At 64.4% G+C, this 17576-nt stretch carries 16 protein-coding genes and 1 pseudogene; 7 read left to right on the top strand and 10 right to left on the bottom strand.

The genetic code is table 11. The annotated features are described in order from the left end of the window. The 5 genes and pseudogenes from ACZ5IQ_RS11505 (at position 1) to vapC (ending at position 6039) form a co-directional block, all read left to right on the top strand. On the top strand, positions 1 to 2001 hold the full coding sequence (locus ACZ5IQ_RS11505; RefSeq protein WP_464481283.1) for a Swt1 family HEPN domain-containing protein: 2001 nt from the start codon (positions 1 to 3) through the stop codon (positions 1999 to 2001). Positions 2002 to 2090: 89 nt separating this feature from the next. Next, the gene (locus ACZ5IQ_RS11500; protein ID WP_024455803.1) at positions 2091 to 3404 is read left to right on the top strand and encodes an IS256 family transposase; all 1314 of its coding nucleotides are present in this window, start codon (positions 2091 to 2093) and stop codon (positions 3402 to 3404) included. A 34-nt stretch (positions 3405 to 3438) separates the two neighbouring features. After that, a pseudogene (locus ACZ5IQ_RS11495) lies at positions 3439 to 4824 on the top strand (AAA family ATPase); the annotation flags it as partial. A 613-nt stretch (positions 4825 to 5437) separates the two neighbouring features. Further along, the gene (locus ACZ5IQ_RS11490) at positions 5438 to 5641 is read left to right on the top strand and encodes a type II toxin-antitoxin system VapB family antitoxin (RefSeq protein ID WP_133425925.1); all 204 of its coding nucleotides are present in this window, start codon (positions 5438 to 5440) and stop codon (positions 5639 to 5641) included. Beyond that, positions 5638 to 6039, top strand: coding sequence for a type II toxin-antitoxin system VapC family toxin (vapC, locus tag ACZ5IQ_RS11485; protein WP_212811942.1), 402 nt, complete (start codon positions 5638 to 5640; stop codon positions 6037 to 6039). Before ACZ5IQ_RS11490 ends, vapC begins: the two co-directional genes overlap by 4 nt. On the opposite strand, the gene ACZ5IQ_RS11480 is transcribed toward vapC, so the two are convergent. Genes ACZ5IQ_RS11480 through ACZ5IQ_RS11465 form a run of 4 tightly spaced genes read right to left on the bottom strand, consistent with a single transcriptional unit; the run spans position 6022 to position 12484 of the window. Continuing rightward, on the bottom strand, positions 6022 to 7158 hold the full coding sequence (locus ACZ5IQ_RS11480; protein WP_212811943.1) for a DUF3322 domain-containing protein: 1137 nt from the start codon (positions 7156 to 7158) through the stop codon (positions 6022 to 6024). The genes vapC and ACZ5IQ_RS11480 overlap by 18 nt on opposite strands. Next, the gene (locus ACZ5IQ_RS11475) at positions 7151 to 10429 is read right to left on the bottom strand and encodes an ATP-binding protein (RefSeq protein WP_212811944.1); all 3279 of its coding nucleotides are present in this window, start codon (positions 10427 to 10429) and stop codon (positions 7151 to 7153) included. The genes ACZ5IQ_RS11480 and ACZ5IQ_RS11475 overlap by 8 nt, the downstream gene beginning before the upstream one ends. Next, positions 10422 to 11033 carry a DUF4194 domain-containing protein gene (locus ACZ5IQ_RS11470; RefSeq protein WP_234785328.1) on the bottom strand — a complete coding sequence of 204 codons (612 nt, stop codon included), beginning with the start codon at positions 11031 to 11033 and terminating at the stop codon, positions 10422 to 10424. The genes ACZ5IQ_RS11475 and ACZ5IQ_RS11470 overlap by 8 nt, the downstream gene beginning before the upstream one ends. Then, positions 11030 to 12484, bottom strand: a complete 1455-nt coding sequence (locus ACZ5IQ_RS11465) for a DUF3375 domain-containing protein (protein ID WP_061001015.1) — start codon at positions 12482 to 12484, stop codon at positions 11030 to 11032. The genes ACZ5IQ_RS11470 and ACZ5IQ_RS11465 overlap by 4 nt, the downstream gene beginning before the upstream one ends. Before the next feature lie 101 nt (positions 12485 to 12585). Between ACZ5IQ_RS11465 and ACZ5IQ_RS11460 the strand changes: the two genes are divergently transcribed. Beyond that, positions 12586 to 12825, top strand: coding sequence for an AbrB/MazE/SpoVT family DNA-binding domain-containing protein (locus tag ACZ5IQ_RS11460; protein WP_061001016.1), 240 nt, complete (start codon positions 12586 to 12588; stop codon positions 12823 to 12825). Further along, positions 12822 to 13247: a type II toxin-antitoxin system VapC family toxin gene (locus tag ACZ5IQ_RS11455; RefSeq protein WP_061001017.1), complete on the top strand. Its 426-nt coding sequence runs from the start codon at positions 12822 to 12824 to the stop codon at positions 13245 to 13247. The genes ACZ5IQ_RS11460 and ACZ5IQ_RS11455 overlap by 4 nt, the downstream gene beginning before the upstream one ends. Positions 13248 to 13508: 261 nt before the next feature. Here ACZ5IQ_RS11455 and ACZ5IQ_RS11450 read toward each other — a convergent pair whose 3' ends face one another. The 6 genes from ACZ5IQ_RS11450 to bla all read right to left on the bottom strand — a co-directional run bounded on the left by ACZ5IQ_RS11450 (position 13509) and on the right by bla (position 17576). Beyond that, positions 13509 to 13985, bottom strand: a complete 477-nt coding sequence (locus ACZ5IQ_RS11450; RefSeq protein WP_064860476.1) for a DIP1984 family protein — start codon at positions 13983 to 13985, stop codon at positions 13509 to 13511. 118 nt (positions 13986 to 14103) lie between these two features. After that, complete coding sequence (locus tag ACZ5IQ_RS11445) at positions 14104 to 14388, bottom strand: hypothetical protein (protein WP_061001018.1); 285 nt, start codon at positions 14386 to 14388, stop codon at positions 14104 to 14106. Between the two features lie 15 nt (positions 14389 to 14403). Further along, a complete protein-coding gene (locus ACZ5IQ_RS11440; RefSeq protein WP_138248766.1) occupies positions 14404 to 14625 on the bottom strand; it encodes a hypothetical protein in 222 nt (73 codons plus the stop codon). A gap of 80 nt (positions 14626 to 14705) precedes the next feature. Next, positions 14706 to 15332 (bottom strand): dihydrofolate reductase family protein, encoded by a 627-nt coding sequence (locus ACZ5IQ_RS11435; protein WP_212811945.1) that lies wholly within the window; start codon positions 15330 to 15332, stop codon positions 14706 to 14708. A 78-nt stretch (positions 15333 to 15410) separates the two neighbouring features. Continuing rightward, positions 15411 to 16685, bottom strand: coding sequence for a DUF7373 family lipoprotein (locus tag ACZ5IQ_RS11430; RefSeq protein ID WP_133428395.1), 1275 nt, complete (start codon positions 16683 to 16685; stop codon positions 15411 to 15413). 9 nt (positions 16686 to 16694) lie between these two features. Beyond that, complete coding sequence (gene bla, locus ACZ5IQ_RS11425) at positions 16695 to 17576, bottom strand: class A beta-lactamase (RefSeq protein ID WP_061001021.1); 882 nt, start codon at positions 17574 to 17576, stop codon at positions 16695 to 16697.

Genomic DNA, 17576 nt, shown 5'->3' with positions numbered 1-17576 from the left:
ATGGCGCTGAGCAACCGCGACCGCATCAACCGCATGTTCGAGGTCATCGCGCCTGCCTTGGATGACTTCATATCCTCGGTGATCGGGCAAGGCGACCCGGCGCTCGGCGCGGCGTGGCCCAAACTCGTCCAGAACAAGGACTCTAAAAACGGCGCCCCGTCGACCAAGACATACGAGCCGCTCGACCCGCAGGTGCAATTGCGGATGCTCACCGAAGGCAACATCACCGGCGGATTCAGAAAAGGCTGGTATCCGTTCAACGAAGCACTCGGCAAGGCTGGCGAGTCCTTCGCCATCGAACTTCGGGAGGCGCGAAACACCTGGGCGCACAACGGTTCATTCAGCGACGACGACGCCTACCGCACTCTGGACACCGCCGAGCGCCTGCTCCGGTTGATCGGCAGCGGCGCCGAGGCCGACGAAGTCCAAACCATCAAGCGCAATCTGCGCCGGGTCACCGCCGATAAGGACGACAAGAAGGTCCTCAAAGCCGCTGTCGACAACCCTGAGGCCACCGGACTCAAGCCGTGGCGGGAAGTGCTGCCACCGCACGATGATGTTGCGACGGGCAACTTCGCGTCCTCCGAGTTCGCGGCCGATCTGCACAAGGTCGCCTTTGGCGGAGAACAGGATTCGGACTACGCCGATCCCGTGACATTCTTCCGGCGTACCTACCTGACCGAAGGCCTGACCGATCTCGTCGGCCGAGCCGTTCGGCGCCTGGCCGGAGACGACAACGCGCCACCGGTGATCAACTTGCAGACCAACTTCGGTGGCGGCAAGACCCACTCGATGCTGGCCTTGTGGCATGTCGCTGCCGGGCTTCCGGTGGGTGATTTCCCGCAGGAGACCGCAGACTTGCTCACCGCCAACGGTTACCAAGCCGGCATGGTGAACCGCGTCGCGATCGTCGGCAATCATTTCAGCCCAGCCGGCGAACCCAAGACTGGCGGCCCTCATGTCAACACGCTCTGGGGCGAGTTGGCCTGGCAGCTGGGCGGCGCGGAGGCGTACGCACTTGTCGCCGAAGCCGATGTCAACCGAACGCCTCCGGGCGCAGCCCTCCACGAACTGCTGGCGAAGTACTCCCCCGCGGTCATCCTGATCGACGAATGGGTTGCCTACGCCCGCTCACTCGTCGGACGCGATGACCTCGCCGGTGGCACGTTCGATGATCAGTTCACCTTCGCGCAATCGCTCACCGAGGCCGCCACAGGAACGTCTGGTGTGCTGCTGGTGATTTCGATACCGGCTTCCAATTCCATCGACAGTGCGGAGCCAATCGCCGGAAGCGCCGAGGAAGTCGGCGGCTCGAACGGACTGGAAGCCCTACATCGCCTGCAGCGCGTCGTTGGGCGCGTCGCCGACCAATGGCGCCCGGCCTCATCGCTTGAGGCGTACCAGATCGTCAGGCAGCGACTGTTCCAACAGCCCGATGCCGCTGCGCTGGCATCGATCGGGGCCACCGCACGCGCCTACGTCGACTTCTACCGCAAGTACAGCGACGACTTCCCCCGCGAGTGCCGCGACACTGCCTACGAGGACCGCATCAAACGGACCTATCCCATTCACCCCGAGCTCTTCGACCGCCTCTATGAGGAGTGGTCATCACTGGAGCGGTTCCAGCGCACCCGCGGAGTCCTGCGTCTGATGAGCACCGTGATCCACGCGCTCTGGAACATCGAAAATGACACTGCGTCGTTGATCATGCCCGGCTCGATCCCACTGTCGGTAGGACGGGTGAACTCGGAGCTGACCAGCTACCTTCCAGATTCATGGAAGGCAGTGATCGACGCTGACGTCGACGGCCCGAACTCCGAACCGGCCCGCGTCGACGTCGCGAAACCATTGTTTGGTCAGCGGTCGCTGACTAAGCGTCTGGCCCGAACTGTCTTCTTCGGCGCCGTTCCCACCATCGGCTCGGCCCACAAAGGCCTGGAGGTCCAGCGGGTGTTGAGCAATGATCAATACCTGTGGATGAGGCCCGGGGAGGCGGCCTGAAAGTGGGCGCACCTTCCCGAGGATGATCATCACGGAATCAGGTATTCGATCAAGACCGGCGTTGGCGCGCTGGTTGGGAAGGTACGCCCATGCTCACCGTAGTTCACGATGCCGAGGAGGCCAACGGCGGCGAGGCCGGCCGGTCGTTGTTGGACGAGATCGTCCGCGACGGAGCCCGGCAGATGTTGGCCGCTGCACTGCAGGCCGAGGTCGCCGCGTACGTCGCCGCATTCGCTGATCAGCTCGACGAGAACGGTCACCGACTGGTGGTCCGCAACGGCTATCACCAGCCGCGTGAGGTGTTGACCGCGGCCGGTGCCGTGCAGGTGAAGGCGCCGCGGGTCAACGATCGCCGTGTCGACCCCGATTCTGGTGAGCGGCAGCGGTTTTCCTCGGCGATCCTGCCGGCCTGGGCACGCAAGTCTCCGCAGATGAGTGAGGTGCTGCCGCTGCTGTATCTGCACGGCCTATCGACCAGCGACTTCGGGCCCGCACTCGAGCAGTTCCTCGGCTCGGGTGCCGGGTTGTCGGCCACCACGATCACCCGTCTGACCGCGCAGTGGCAAGACGAAGCCCGTACGTTCGCTGCCCGGGACCTGTCCGGCAGCGACTACGTCTACCTGTGGGTCGACGGCATTCACCTCAAGGTCCGCCTGGACCAGGAGAAGCTGTGCCTGCTGGTGATGCTCGGCGTGCGCGCTGACGGCCGCAAAGAGCTCGTGGCGATCACCGACGGCTATCGGGAGTCATGCGAGTCGTGGGCGGATCTGCTGCGCGACTGCAAACGCCGCGGCATGACCGCCCCAGTGCTGGCCGTCGGCGATGGCGCGCTCGGGTTCTGGAAGGCGGTGCGGGAGGTATTCCCGTCGACCAAGGAGCAGCGCTGCTGGTTCCACAAGCAGGCCAACGTCCTGGCCGGGCTGCCGAAGTCAGCGCATCCGGCCGCGCTGGCGGCCATCAAGGACATCTACAACGCCGAAGACATCGACAAAGCTCAGGTCGCGGTCAAGGCCTTCGCGGTTGCCTTCGGCGCGAAGTACCCGAAAGTGGTCGCCAAGATCGTCGACGACCTCGATGTCCTGCTGGAGTTCTACCACTACCCCGCCGAGCACTGGATCCATCTGCGTACCACGAATCCGATCGAAAGTACCTTCGCCACAGTGCGTTTGAGAACGAAGGTCACCAAGGGTCCGGGATCGCGGGCCGCTGGATTGGCCATGGCCTACAAGCTGATCGACGCCGCGCAGGCCCGCTGGCGGGCCGTCAACGCCCCACATCTGGTCGCCCTCGTCCGCGCCGGAGCGGTCTTCCACAAAGGCAAACTGCTCGAACGACCCACCGACATCACCCCACCGACACCACCGTCAGACGGCGATCAGCACACCGAAACGGAGGTCGCCTGAAACACCCCGATCCACAGGTATTGACAATTGCTCGCGGGTGTTTCTCGGCACGGCGAGGCCCGATGACACCCCCGGGAATTTCCATGCCGCACTGACTCAGCTCGGTGATCGGGCGACCTACTTCTACTCTGGCTCCGGCAAATACTGGTATGACCTGCAGGCAAACATCACTCGTGCCGCCAAGGATCAGGCCGAACGCCTCCACAAGGAAGACGTCTGGGCCGAAATCGCACTGCGGCTGCAAGCCCAGGCCCACACCCGCGGTGACTTCGCCGGCGTCCACGTGTGCCCGGAATCCAATATCGACATCCCCGATACCGACGAAGCGCGGTTGGTGATCCTGCATCCCAAGGTCGCTCACAAACGCGGCACCGATTCTGCGGCAAAGGCATTCGCACACAAAACAACCGAACAGCGCGGCAACGCCAATCGGATCAATCGCAACATGCTGGTGTATCTGGCCGCCGACGAAGCACGACTCGAAGAGCTCGACAACGCGGTGCGCGACTACCTCGGCTGGAGCCACGTCCTGGCCAACGAGGCCGATCTGGATCTCACCACGAACCAGAAGGATCAGGCCACCCAGCGGCAGGCAACGGCCGACCAGACGGTCAAATCGCGTCTGCTGCAAACATTTACGTGGGCCCTCATTCCGTCACAGCCCGATCCGGGAGCGCCTTTCATCCTGCGCGAGACCAAGGTGGAAGGACAGTCGGAGTCACTGGCCGAACGAGTGTCCCGTCGTCTCGGCAGCGACGGGGATCTGTCAACACAGCAGGCCGCCGTGACCGTTCGGCTTGCCATCAACAAGGTCCCACAGATCTGGAAAGACGGGCACGTTACGCTCGGCGCGCTGTGGGAGCTGTACTGCCAGTATCCTTATATGCCGCGCCTCCGCGATCGGAAAGTGTTGCAAGAAGGCGTCCGTGAGCTTCCCCTGATCTGGGAGACCGATGCTTTCGCGTTGGCCACCGGCTACCAAGACGGCCGGTACGTCGGCTTGTGGATTCCTGGCGATGCCAATTCCGCACCGGTTGCCACGGACTCGCTCCTGCTCGTGCGCCCCGATGTTGCCACCAAGCAGCGTGCCGAAGAAGAGCCTGCCCCCGAATCTGGGGATCCCAGTCCGTCGCCAACGAAACCGCAGCCGGCCAAGGGACCAGGCGTCGACGTCGGGTTCCCGCCGGCCAAGACCCGCTTCTACGGCGTGAAGACCCTCAGCTCGGACAAGATCGCGCTCGATTTCAAGAACATCGCGGATGAGGTCATCGCAAACCTGCGCGACCAAGGAATTGAACTAGTGGTGCGAATCGAAATCGAGGCTGTCGACTCAAACGGGTTCGACGAGAACAAGATTCGCACGGTCGCCGAGAACGCCAAAACGCTGAAGTTCGATCAGTCTGGGTTTGAGGAGAGCTAGCTTCGCGCGGACTTCGCGGCCTGCACGTTCCAGTCAACGGCGAGGCTGTCGACGGCGTACGTCGCATCGTCGACGGTGTAGTGCTCCGCCGAAACCAATTACCTGATCAGGCCTGTTCGGGAAAACGCCGTGTAGTCGAGGTAATCCTTCACAGCTCGTACGGCATTCTGCCGACTCGCGGGTGTCCGCGGGAGTTGTCCCGCCGGGCGTAATCGACGTACCGCCACCATGGCCCTCGGGCTGTCAGACGTGCTACATAAACGCTGGGCGTGAGGTACCAAAGTCGCCCCGCGCCGGTCACTTCGTACTGCCATTGGTCCATCTCGACACCGCCATGCGCTGCCGTCGCCAGGCGACCTTTGAGTTGGTGGTGCCGGCCGGTCGGCACGAGATGATCTGGCCGAGTGCGAAGCTCGCGCCAGGCCGTGGCCGTGTTCGCGGGCGCCTGTTGACACAGCGCTTCCCAACCTTTGATGACCTCGACCCGTTCGCGCTCGCAGCCGCATTGACGCGCCACCCACGAAACCGGTTGACACCAACCTGCATCCCCATCGTTCAGCGAACAGTGAAGGATTCGAGCGCAGGTACACAACCGTTGGTGTATCTTTGGTGTATGACCCGCACAAACATCGACATCGACGACCATGCGTGCGAGGTCGTCATGCGAAGGTTCCATTTGACCAGCAAGCGAGACGCGGTGAACTTCGCGTTGCGCAATCTCGCCCAGGAAGCATTGGACCTCAAAGCGGCCCGAGAACTCCGCGGGTCCGGATGGGACGCCGATCTCGATGAATTGCGCAGCGACCGCGTCCGATGATCCTCGTTGACACGTCAGCCTGGATCGAGTTTCTAAGGAACACCGGGAGCGGTGTGTGCGTGCGAGTCGACGAGCTACTCGCCGAGCCGATCGCGATCTGCGCTCCCGTCCAGATGGAAATCCTCGCCGGGGCCCGAAACGACCGCCACCTCAAGGATCTTCGTGGCCTGTTGGCACGCGCACAAACTCTACCGACATCCCCCACTGACTATGAAGACGCCGCAACCATTTACCGCGTCTGTCGGCGTCGCGGTGAAACCGTACGCAAAGTGATCGACTGCCTCATCGCCGCGCATGCCATACGCGAACAGATTCCAATCCTGCACTCCGACAGCGACTTCGACGCGATCGCGCGGCATACATCGCTACAGCTGGATACCTCACCGCGGCCGGACTGATCCAGCCGCCATCAACAACTCCACCGCGGCGCCAATCGGAATGCGCTCCTGCTCCAGACGTAGGCCATTGCGCTGCAACACGTCCAATGCTGCGCGCTCGGTCTCGGTCAACCACGCCACATCGACTGACCCACTCGCAGCGTGTGGCACGGCAAGGTCATGCCAGCGCTCCAGCGAGGCGTGATCCATCAGCAAGCTCTCACAAGGACATTCGGCCCGGAAACGGGCCAGAATGTCGAATCCGTCCGTGTCCAGGTCGCCCCAATACACGACACGCGGCGCATTCCGAACCCACGGGAATCCGGCCACCCCGGTGGCATGGTCGCCCCAACCGAACACCGCGACCGTGCCGGGCACGTCAGGTAGCGCTTCGAGGGTCTGTAGGTTCTCGACAACCACGACCTGCGATGCCGCCAGGTCAAGCCCCGCCAACTCCCGGTCCGGGGCAGCAAAGATACGCGGAAGACCTTGCCGCAGAGCAGGATCAGCGATGACGACCGCCCGCAGTAGTTCACGCTCCCGCAGTCCCAGATGCTCAGGCACACCGAGCGGCACCGCTAGCGCGGTCACCGCAGTGCGGTGTGTACCCAGCCATTTCGTGTCAACACCGGGTATCGGGAGCTGCCGGATCAGCAGGCCGGAGTTCGGATTCTGACGTAGCCAGCGAACCGTAGCCAGGAGCCGGTCGAAGTCGTTGTCGGCCAAGGAATTCCAGTAACGGAATGTCTCGGACAACAGAGCCGGCCACTGCGGCTCGTCATCCAGCGCCCGTAACCGCGCGCAGCGCTGTAGCAGAGATTGCCAGCGTCGAGTCTCGCCCGCGGCTGCGACGATCGCGTCAGCCCCTTCAATGGTCACCGCAACCGGAAGCAGTTGCCTACCCAGGCTGGCCCAGCGCCGCTCCTCCCAGCGGACATCGAGGCGCGAGGCTTGCCAGGCGTGGACCCAGTTCTCGACGACCGTACGATGGGCGGCGACGGCCGCCTCGCTCGGGCTACCCAGTCTTATTGTCAACGCATCGACAGAAGCGCCGAAAAGCCACGATTTGAGGTGACGGTCCACCGTCCGTCGCGCTCTGACTGTCACGTCGTTGGGCATCAGCAGCTTCGGTTCAGCCACCTGCTGCCTCGCTGATGGACGCAACGCCCAGCCGGGACGCCTTCGAATCTCGGATCGACACAGTGGCTACCCCGCCGACGTAGTCCTGCAATGTCTTGATCATCTTCAGTGGTGTGGCGAGCACGAGGTGAAAACCGAACTGATCGAACACATCTGCCGCACGGCGGGTGTATTCAGGATCGGACCGGTCGAATGCCTCGTCGAGGATCACCGTGCCGTACTTGGGCACGTCGGCATCCGACCCGACGAGCTGGTACCGAAGGGCCGCGGCCAGACAGAAGAACACCAACTTCTGCGCCTGCCCACCGGACAGCGCGTCCGAAGAATCGTGGTGGTTGACCGCCGTGCCCTCGGCATCCATCTCGATACCGACGAACGTGACGTGGCGCCGCGTGTCCAGACACCGATTGCGCCACACCACGTCACCAGGATCGGACGATCCGAGCCGCCCGAGCAGCTCTCGCATCCGCTCGAATCGTTGCTCCTGAGCTTGCCGATCGTCAGCAAGCAGCGACCCCTCCTGCACGCGTGCGATGGCCGCCAGAAACTCCGTCACGTCCGGATGCAGGGAGTCGCGGACGTCGATCTTCAGGAACCGTCCACGGTCGAATTCCGAATGTGCCAGTGACGAATTGACCTCATCGATCCGGCGACGGATCTCGCCGGGCGCGCGCCGGATTCGCAGCGCGAGCGTGCCGAGGTTCTGATTCGACTGCCGATCGTTGAGATCGAAGAATCGATTTTCCACGCTGGGCAGGTCATCGGCACGCAGCCGGCGCAGGAATGCCACGGCATCGTCGGCGTATCCGTGCTCGGCAGCAAGTTCGGGGTGCGGCCAGCGGTTGAGGTACTGCTGCAGCACAGTCTCGATAGCGTGCTGCGCCTGCAGCAGCTTCTTCTCGGCCGCCGAATATTCGCCCCGAATCTGGTTCGCCACCGCCCGTTCTGCAGCGGGAAAGCCGTTGAGCCGCAGGGCCGCACGTTTGCCATCGTCGAATCGAGCGCGGTAGCGCTCGGTCAGTTCGGGAGACGGCTCGTCGCTCGCCGCCGCTGTTCCTTTCAGGTCGTCGATGCGCGATGCGACATTCTGTGCGTGCTGACGCGCTGAGTACAGCGCCTCGTGCGCGTCGTCGTATGCCTTTTCAGCTCGAGTCGCCTCGCCTCGCGCAGCCACCACGGCAGCTTCCAGGCGGTCGATCTCAGCGTCACCCCGCAGCGCCGCAAGACGTTCACCCACATCGAGACGGTGGGCTTCCGCGGCCAACAGGTCGAGCTCGTCCCATTCGACAGCGACGATCCCTGGAGCTGACTGGACCCGGTCCCGACGCTGTTCGGATTCGGCACGGGCGGCACGCGCGCGACGGTGTGCGGAGCCGGCATCGGATTCAGCCTTGCGCAGGGCGTCGCGCAGGGCCTGGAGCTTGCTGTCATTGCTGGTGCCGAGCACGTAGTGCCGTCGGTCGTCGATCGCCGACCGGTCGTCCTTGATATGCCGGTCGCCGTCGCGGGTCTGTCCGGCGCGGGTCACGGCGCGGTGGTGCCGGCCCAGTTCTCGCGCGTCGGCAACACGGCGGTAGTCGAATCGGGATACGAGTTCGAAATGCAGCCAGTGCTGCCATGGCCCCTCGGCGATCTGGAGCACATTCACGATCGAATCGGCATCGACAGCCGAAATCCGGTGTGTGCGATGCACATCCACGCGCCGCCACACCAGCCGCGTACCCAGATGGGCAGCATCGACGGCAGCGGCGACATCAGCGGCGTGCTCGTCGGCGACCAGCATTGTGCGGCCCAGCCCGCCGAGCACCCGCTCGGCGGCGCCCGCCCAATTCGCATCGATGACGTCGATCAACTCGCCGGCGAACGGCAACGATCGCGCCGGCAGCCCGGTCGCGCGCATGACCAGCTCACGAGCCGCCAGCAGCTTGTGGTCCAGGTTCGACTTCTGCCCGGCGAGCGAAGAGATCTGCTGTTTGAGGTCGGTAACCTGTTCGTCGGCGCGCGCGGCAGCGAGGATCAGGGCGCTGTGGGCGGCGTCGTGCGCACCGGCTCCAGCCTCTAGTTCAGCTGCCTCCCTTGCGATCTGCGAGCACATGGTGGCGAAGCCTTCGGCGGTATCGGGAACGGTCGTGTCCCAGGACCGCAAAGCCACACCTAATCGGGCGCGCTGCGTGACCACCCGACGGACCGCTTCGTCGGCGCTATCCAGGGCATCGGTGAGCTCACGCAGGGACTGATTTCCGTCACGCGCACGCTCGGCGTCCTTCAGCGCGGTGGCAGCACGATGACGGGCCGCACTCGCGTGTTCGTCACGCGTGACGGCGTCAGCGAGCGCGGCCTCAGCGTCGGCGTGCCAACCCTGCGCCAGGTGCAGCTCGAAGCGCGCGGCGAGGCCGTCGAGCGCTGTCTGCTCCTCCCCGAGTTCCTGAGTCCGTTGCGCCTCTCGGTCCCGCGTTTCGGTCCACTCCTCCAGCGGTGTCAGTGCGGCGATCTGCTCACGCGTCTGCACGACCCTGCGATGCGCCTCGTCGAGGTCGGCGAAGAACTCGACGGCGCGACGAGCTTCGGCAAAAGTGTCGGGTTCGTCGAGCATGTAGTCGCGGAACAGCCGGTCGAGGCTGTCGAGCCCTTTGGCAGACATCGCCCGGTGCAGCAACAGTTGCGCGTTCTCGTCGGCGATTCCCAACCGGGCACGGAGCCGCTGACCAAACTGGGGGTAGCTCTTGTTGTAGAGAACATCGGGCCAGCGCTTCTTCAACCCGCGGACGTCGATGCCGTCAGACACCACGTGTCTGAGTTCGGTGATGTCCAGGTCGTGGTCGAAAAGCAGGAACGCGCGGCCCGATTCGCCAAGATCATTGCTGCCGCGTTTGAGGTGGAACAGCGCGACCAAGGTGGTGACGGTATCCCCATCAGGATCGGCAGTGGCCATCGTCAACCCGACGGCGCTCCAGGTCGCACCTTCCCGCAGGTAGCGCGACCGCAATTCGCGGGTGTCCGTGTCGGATCCGCGCGCATACGCACCTCGGATATAGGAGGCCACGGTGCGGCCGCGGCCCTGCGCGGCCGCATTGAAACTGAGCTTCGTCGGGGGCACCAACACCGTGGAGATCGCGTCCAACAACGTGGACTTACCCGAGCCCGAGGGACCGGTGATCAGGAAGCCCCGGCGCGCCACGGACAGGTCGTGATAGCCGTCATAGGTGCCCCAATTGAACAGCTGAACACGTGCCAGGCGGTGCTGACCATGCCGGAACACGTCCTCACTCATCGTCGGCCTCGGTATCGGAGTCCTGGTCGCTACCGGCGTCCAAGAGCCGCTGGTACTCCGCCTCGACCAGGGCAACCTCGTCCGCGTCGAACAACTGACGGAGCACGGGCGATACTTCGAACCGGCCCGCGGTGTCAGCGGCGGCGATCAGCGAGTACTTCTTCATCTTTTCCCATGACGCGTTGATCCGCTTCCGGAAGCCGCCCGCATCGGTGGTGTAGCGCCCGCGGTAGGGCTCCATGTCGGCGGCGATGTCGTCGTAATCGACGATCACCCGTTGTCCAGGCGGTGCCACGAGCAACTGGTAGCGCAACGCGAGTACCACCAGCGTGTCCATGAAGGTCAGCGTCTCTGTCCGAAGTACCTGCGGTGGAGCGAATTTGGGGTCATCGGGTGCGGGCTGCGGCCGGGTGAACGCGATGCCGTCGTCCTCGTCGAGGACGAGGTCGAGGAACACGTCGGCCAGTCGGCGTTCGATTTCGCTGCGGTGGGCGAGAATTGCCGACCATTGCTGTCGATGCGCATCATGCGTCACCACCGGACCGCGGAGCAGTTGGACCAGCGCACGCTTTGCCTCGAACGGAAAGGTCTCTTCGGGATTCACCGGTGATCCTCGAATGCATCGGGGCTGAAGGTGATGGTCGGAAGCACAACGGTGCGTCGGTCCATGGCGACCCGTTCGCTGGTGTCGGCGGAGACGGCACCGTGCTCAGCGCCGAGAACCATCAGGCCGACGATGCTGGCGAGGCCCTGGGTGGCAGGGAACTCGGCCAGGACCTGCCCTGCGGTGACCGGTCCAGCCGACCGGCTGAGGCTGGCGACGATGTTGCTGCGGAGTTCCTCGAAATCGATGTCGGATTCATGTGCCTGCGCAGCGAGTTCGGCGAAGTCGACCTCGTCGGTGTCATGCCGATCGAACTCCGTAGGCACCCGGCCTTCGCCCGGGTTGTGCAGCTTGAGGGCGGCGATCGAACGAACCTGCATGCCAATTCTGGTGAGTTCCAAGTTCATTGACTTCTCGGGTCGGTGCTGTGCACTCACTCGAACAGCCAGCGACTGGCAGCGCTGAATCAGTTGGCGGAGCCGCCGATGTTCTTCGTATTGGCGCGAGAGCACGAAATGTCGCAGCGATCGCGATAGCAGGATCATGGTCTGGCGTACCGTGGCTGCTTCGTTCTCCAGCCGGGTGAGGAGAGTGCTCAGGTCCGTACGCGTCTGAGGGGTCAACTCGGCTGCGAAGTCCCGTGACAGGATGGCGGTGATCGCTTCCTGAAGACGGGTCGACTGTTCGGCATCGAGGATCACGTCGTAGAAGCCGTTCACGGAACGTCCGGCTTCTGAGTCCGCCAACAGATCAACCCCGCGAAAAACGTTGCTCAACGTCGCACCGCCCTCAGCGGTGTCGTCAAGGATTTTGGCCCGGAGGTCCCGGCTCAATTCTTCGATGGTCGACCGCACCCGGGCGAAATCCACGGGTATCTCCTGCGCCAGGCCGAGCGTCTCGGCGACCCGCTCCTTTGCCGTCTCCGCGTCGAGCACAGCGAACTCGCCGCGTTCGACTTCTTCAATGCGCTGCTCGACGGCCTTGCGTTCGGACTGCAGCAGTGCCAGCCGCGATGCCGAAACCGGGTCTGAATCACGTTGCAGTGCAATGAGGTTAGCGGCAATCGACCCCAGCCGTGACGCCGACGCGGCGCGCTGCGGCGCATCGATTCCGTTCACCACTGCGGCAGCGTTCAATGCTGCCGCCGATGGCACCAACGTTTCGGTCCCCCGCGTCTGGCCGGGACGCCGGACCAAGTAGCCGTCGTGCACCCATGCGGCGACGTATCCTGTTGCCGTCGATTCGAATTCAGCTCCGGTCTCGCGGAGGAGTTCGAGATCATGATCGAGTTCGGCTACCACCTCGGCCGCCGGGCGTATACGACGTTCCGGCGGAAAGTAGTCCTGGACCACGGCGATGATGAGCCCGGCGTTTCGGGCCCTCAGCAGCGACCATTCCGGCGCCTCCTGCTGTAGACGCCGGAAGCGCAGGACCGCGGACGTTATCGCCACGCTGCGAGACTAGCCGGAAGGGCTGACAAGGCTCTCCACAGTGTCGAGCGTTTCTGCACAGCGCAAACTCAAAAATGGGATTTCACTGGTACCATAGTCCCATGGAAGCGGTAATCGACTCGGGCGGCCGCATCTTGGTGCCCAAGCAACTCCGCGACGCGTTGGGACTGACGCCCGGTTCGACGGTCGATATTTCGGCATATGGCCCTGGACTGCAGATTGTCCCCGGCGGCCGCTCCGCGCGCCTCGTGCGAAACAAGGACGGACGCCTCGTCGCCAACGCAGACACAGTCGTCACCGATGAAATGATGTTCGCGCTCATCGATTCGGGGCGACGCTGACGTCGCAGCAGGTCACGGCAATCGATACCAGCGTCGCGGTGCCCTTGCTTGTGTCCTCGCATCCGCAGCACGTCGCGGTCTCGCAATGGGCAATGGGCCGACGTCTTGGGCTCAGCGGGCATGCGCTGGCCGAGACATACTCGGTTCTGACGCGTCTGCCCGGCGATGCTCGTGTCGACCCTGCCGACGCGGTGGCGTTGATCGACGACAACTTCCCGGAGCCCCTTCAACTGGGTGCCGACACGGGACGCGGTGCCCATCACGAATTCGCCCGTTGTGGCGTCGCGGGCGGCGCCACCTATGACGGCTTGGTCGCGTTGGCCGCTCGTGAGCACGGTGCAGTCCTGGTCACTCGCGATGCCAGAGCCAAGGCAACCTACGACGCCCTCGGGGTAAACGCGGAAGTGCTGGCCGGCGCCTGACCTGTCTTTGGCGAACGGGCGCGGCCCGACCAGAACCTGGCACTGAAATCGCGGTGTAACCCCGCACCCACCCTCGTTGTCGTAGATCTGCACGTGGTGATGCGTTGTGCCTCGTGCTCTGTCACCTGTGCGCATTGCTGGGCTGCGGTGTGCGCGTGGGAATCGAACCCGTTGCACTGCCCTCCGTGCGCCTGAACGGTTGGAGCCGTTTGCGGTTTTGTGCACGCCTCCGCGACAACTACCTGCTACACCATGCTGCTGTCAGTCCAGCAGCTCGATCTCCCAGTTCGCCTTCTGGATCCGGACGTCGAGCTCGCGCAACTCCTGCGCCACCTGGTCGGCCCGCGCCCGCAGATCGCCAACGGACAAGGCGGACAACATCTTCAGCTCCGAACGCAGCTGCCGCGAGTAGCCGTACTGGCCCGCGCCCGCACCCGCGGCTGCATCCGCGGCCGTGGTCAGGACGTGGTACCGCAAGCGCAGCGCGTCGCGCCGCCCGAGGGCGTCGGTCAGCGTGCCGTCCGCCCCGACCGAGTTGGCCGCGTTGGTCAGGTTGATCCGCCGGATCAGGGATTCGTATTCGTCCAGCGCGCCGTCGATCTCGACGAGTAGCGCCGCGGCGTCCTCGGCAGGCACTTCGCCCTCCTGGAACCGTGCGTTACCCACGACGCGCACGCGCAACTGCTCGATACGGCGAACTGCGTTCGCACGCAACGACAAAGCTTCTGCCAACTTCATGATTTCACCTCGCTCCTGATGGCACCGGCCGAGCGTTCGTTTCTCGGCCCGAACCATGATGAGCGGAAAAGGCTTGGCCGGCAACGTATTTTTCAGCAGGCCAGACGGTCGGTGGCGATCAGCCCTGCGCGCCGACGAAGAACAGCACGAGCACCGCAACCAGGCCGAACAGGGCGGCAAAGAATGCGCCACATGCCACGTCGTCAAACCGCGGCCGCACCGTCGCGACCAGAACCGCGGCCGCGGCGACCAGCAACGCGCCCGCCGGCGCGAACAGCCAGTAGTACAACAGCGGCGCCGGGGACATCACGACCAGGCCGAGCGCGTAGCCGCCGAACAGATATCGCGGATCAACCTCGCGCTCGATCCGCGGGTCGAGCGTGCTCTCATGCTCGAAGGACATGCGCACCTCCTCTGGTCAGCGACACACCGTCACCGTGGCAACGGCCTGCAGGTACAGCAGACCGACAATGCACCAAACGCTCACGGGTGCGACCACCAGCGCCACAGCGACGCTGCTGAGTACCCGCGCGCGCAACAACAGTGCTGCAATCAGTCGACATATCAGCGAAACACTAACCGCTGCAGTCAAATTCGTTCCGGCGACCCGGTCGAGGTGCGGATCATCACCAGGGCCCATGGCCCCGACCGCCAACAGACCCCAGCCGACTCCCCCTGAGACCGCTCCGGCGAGTACGCCGCGGGTCCAGTCCGTACCAATCAAACGTCCCCCCGATCCGGTTCGCTCATGTCCCCCGTCGCCGGTACGCCCTCGGCCAATCCGTACTGCAGGTACACGATGCCGGCCGGGCTCGATACCGGCGGCTTGAGCAGCGTCAGGTTCGACGGCACCGGACCGCCATCGAATACCCTCTTGCCTACCCCCAGGACAATAGGATGCACCCAGAGGTCGATGCGATCAAATAGTTTTTCGCGCAACAGGGTCTGCACGAAGTTCAAACTCCCGACCACTTTCACGTGCTCGTGGCGATCACGGATTTCCCGCACTTCGCTGACCAGATCCGTGCCGATCTGCGTCGAGCCGGACCACGACAGATCGGGCTCGCCGCGGGAGGCGACGTACTTGGGGATGCGATTGAACATGGCCGCGAATTCGTCGTCCTGGTGCGGCCAGTAGCCCGCGAAGATGTCGTACGTCCGCCGGCCGAGCAGCAGCGCGTCGGTGCCTTCGTACGCGGCGCCGACCTGCTCCCCCGACACCTCGTCGATCAGCGGTGCCTGCCAGCCTTCGAATGGAAAACCCCCGTCGGGGTCTTCTCCGGGACCGCCGGGCGCCTGCCCGACGAGGTCGAGAGTGGCGAACAACGCGAGGTGAATCTGGCCCATTTCCAGCTCCTGGTGAGTCGGTGGTGTGTGTCAATGAGGTAGACCAGCGGACTCGGTGAAACTCATCGGCGCGGCCGGCTACTTCCCGGACAGCACCCGGTACTGCGCCGAAATCTGTTGGTCCACAGCGGTTTCATCGTCGGCGAAGACCTGGAACACAAATCTGTCGGTGCGGGCGAGGCAGCTGTAGTGCCACCCCAGGATGCGCCATGTCACCGTCGCGTCCGGTTGCGCATAGTCGCGGAGGTGCTCGAAACAGCGCGCACCGGGGAACCCCGGCACCGGCCCGGCCATCTGCACATCCGGATTCTTCATGATCAGAGCGCTGGTGGCGTCCAGCAGCTGCGCGGCCGAATCCGCATTGGGCGCCTGGTAGACCCGGCCCCACCGCTGTGTCACCCACTGGACGCCGGCGCGCTCGAACTGGGTCGTCATGCTCACCGGATCGGTTTCGAAATGCAGCCACGCCCGCGGTCGCCACGTCCCGATCAGTACGCCCTGCTGCCGATCGGGAGTGGTGATGGTCTTCGACAGCAACTGATCGTCGCTCGGATCTTTGGGCAGGTCAGCGAGTTTCGCGGGATCGGTGGGCACAAAGCTCTTGATGAGCGACTGCTGCCTGCTGAGCAGGTCGGACGTCAGCAACTGAGCCCGCAGCGGTGCCTTGGTCAGCTTGGTGGCTTTGGCGCTCACGAATTGGTACAGCACGAAACGTCCCTGCGCGGTGTACGCCGCGACGCCACTGGCCCCGGTGCCGTAATCCACGCCGACCGCCGGCACCGTGCCGGTACCGACCGAGATCTGGACGGGATATGTCGGAAACGGAGTGGCCACGACGGGGCCGAACTGTGCGGTGAATTCTGCCGCGGCCGCCGCTGCTTGGCCATCATCGGGAAACATCAGGACCGCGTTCTGGATTTCCAGATCGGAGTCCCGGGACCCTGATGACCGGTACGACCCGAAACCGGCGACCAGACCGTGTGCTCTGGCAATGCCCTGCATCACATTGTCTTTGGACACCCCGAGGATGTTGTCGACACCGAACTCCGACGTCATGGTGCCGGTCCCGATGGCCCCGGGCTTCGTCACCGACGCGTCGATTTCCCAAGGGCCCACGACGTATTCGGCCATCCGGGTCGATTCGACGATCGACTGCGTGAGCGGGTTGGGTCCAGCGCTGAAGAACGGGGTGCTCGGCTTGATCTGGTAGTTACCGGTCCGCAGCTGGCTGACGTCCGGTTCGGGGTCGCTCAGTGAACCGCCGAACCGCGAGGTGCCGGTCGTGGTCGTCGAACAGCCCGCGACCACGCACCCGCACGTAACCACGGCAAGTGCCAGCTTCCGGATCCCCACGATCCAACACTAACTGTGGCCGAGGCGCGCAAGCACCGATCGCACCGACTCCGCGATCGCCTCGTTGAACGGCCCGGCGTCCCGCCGCACGGTGCGCGTGCGGACCAGCACCGTCAGCATGACCCGTTCCCGCTTCGGGCCGATGAGCATCCCGGCGTCGTTGGTCGACCCGTAGTCGCCGCCGCCGGTCTTGTCCGCGCTGGTCCATCCCTCAGGCAGACCCGCGCGAAAACGGCGGGTCGACGTCGCGGTCTCCTCCATCCACCGACGCAGTTGGAACTGAGCCGCACCGGACAACGCGTCGCCGGCGAGAATGGCGCGATACCCGCCGCACAGCGCCCGCGGCGTGGTGGTGTCGCGGAGATCGCCGGGCGCCGCTTCGTTGAGGGCCGGTTCCCAGCGATCCAGCCGGGTCTGCGAATCACCGATCGAGCGGGCGAAATCCGTGAGCGCCGAGGGCCCGCCGATGGTCCGCAACATGATGTTGCCTGCCGCGTTGTCACTCTGGCTCAGGGCCGCGGCACAAATCTCTCGCAACGCCATCCGCGCCCCCACCGCCTCGCTCAGCACCGGCGAGTTGACCACGATGTCACCGGCGGTGATGGGCACCATGGCATCGAGATTCGCCTTGCCCGCCGTGGCCATCTGCAAGATGCGGGCCGCCGCATACGCTTTGAAGGTCGAGCACATCGCGAACCGCTCGTCAGCACGGTGCTCGACCGTCGCCGAAGACTCCAGATCAACTGCGTAGACGCCGATTAACGCCTGATAGCGATCTTCCAGATCGGCAAAGTTGGTCGGCTCGTCCGCCTTGGTGGGCTGGCACCCTGCCAGCACGCCCGTCGCGGCCAACCCGACGATGAAATCCCGTCGGCTCAGCGATACCCCCAC

Source organism: Mycobacterium toneyamaense (assembly GCF_055384815.1).
The sequence above is the reverse complement of the archived record's forward strand: the minus strand, read 5'-3'. Positions and strand labels throughout refer to the sequence as shown.

What these genes read in the sequence shown, in the direction of transcription:
- ACZ5IQ_RS11505 (WP_464481283.1), top strand. Translation starts at nt 1, where the DNA reads ATGGCGCTGAGCAACCGCGACCGCATCAACCGCATGTTCGAGGTCATC.
- ACZ5IQ_RS11500 (WP_024455803.1), top strand. Translation starts at nt 2,091, where the DNA reads ATGCTCACCGTAGTTCACGATGCCGAGGAGGCCAACGGCGGCGAGGCC.
- ACZ5IQ_RS11490 (WP_133425925.1), top strand. Translation starts at nt 5,438, where the DNA reads ATGACCCGCACAAACATCGACATCGACGACCATGCGTGCGAGGTCGTC.
- vapC (WP_212811942.1), top strand. Translation starts at nt 5,638, where the DNA reads ATGATCCTCGTTGACACGTCAGCCTGGATCGAGTTTCTAAGGAACACC.
- ACZ5IQ_RS11475 (WP_212811944.1), bottom strand. Translation starts at nt 10,429, where the DNA reads ATGAGTGAGGACGTGTTCCGGCATGGTCAGCACCGCCTGGCACGTGTT.
- ACZ5IQ_RS11460 (WP_061001016.1), top strand. Translation starts at nt 12,586, where the DNA reads ATGGAAGCGGTAATCGACTCGGGCGGCCGCATCTTGGTGCCCAAGCAA.
- ACZ5IQ_RS11450 (WP_064860476.1), bottom strand. Translation starts at nt 13,985, where the DNA reads ATGAAGTTGGCAGAAGCTTTGTCGTTGCGTGCGAACGCAGTTCGCCGT.
- ACZ5IQ_RS11445 (WP_061001018.1), bottom strand. Translation starts at nt 14,388, where the DNA reads ATGTCCTTCGAGCATGAGAGCACGCTCGACCCGCGGATCGAGCGCGAG.
- ACZ5IQ_RS11440 (WP_138248766.1), bottom strand. Translation starts at nt 14,625, where the DNA reads ATGGGCCCTGGTGATGATCCGCACCTCGACCGGGTCGCCGGAACGAAT.
- ACZ5IQ_RS11435 (WP_212811945.1), bottom strand. Translation starts at nt 15,332, where the DNA reads ATGGGCCAGATTCACCTCGCGTTGTTCGCCACTCTCGACCTCGTCGGG.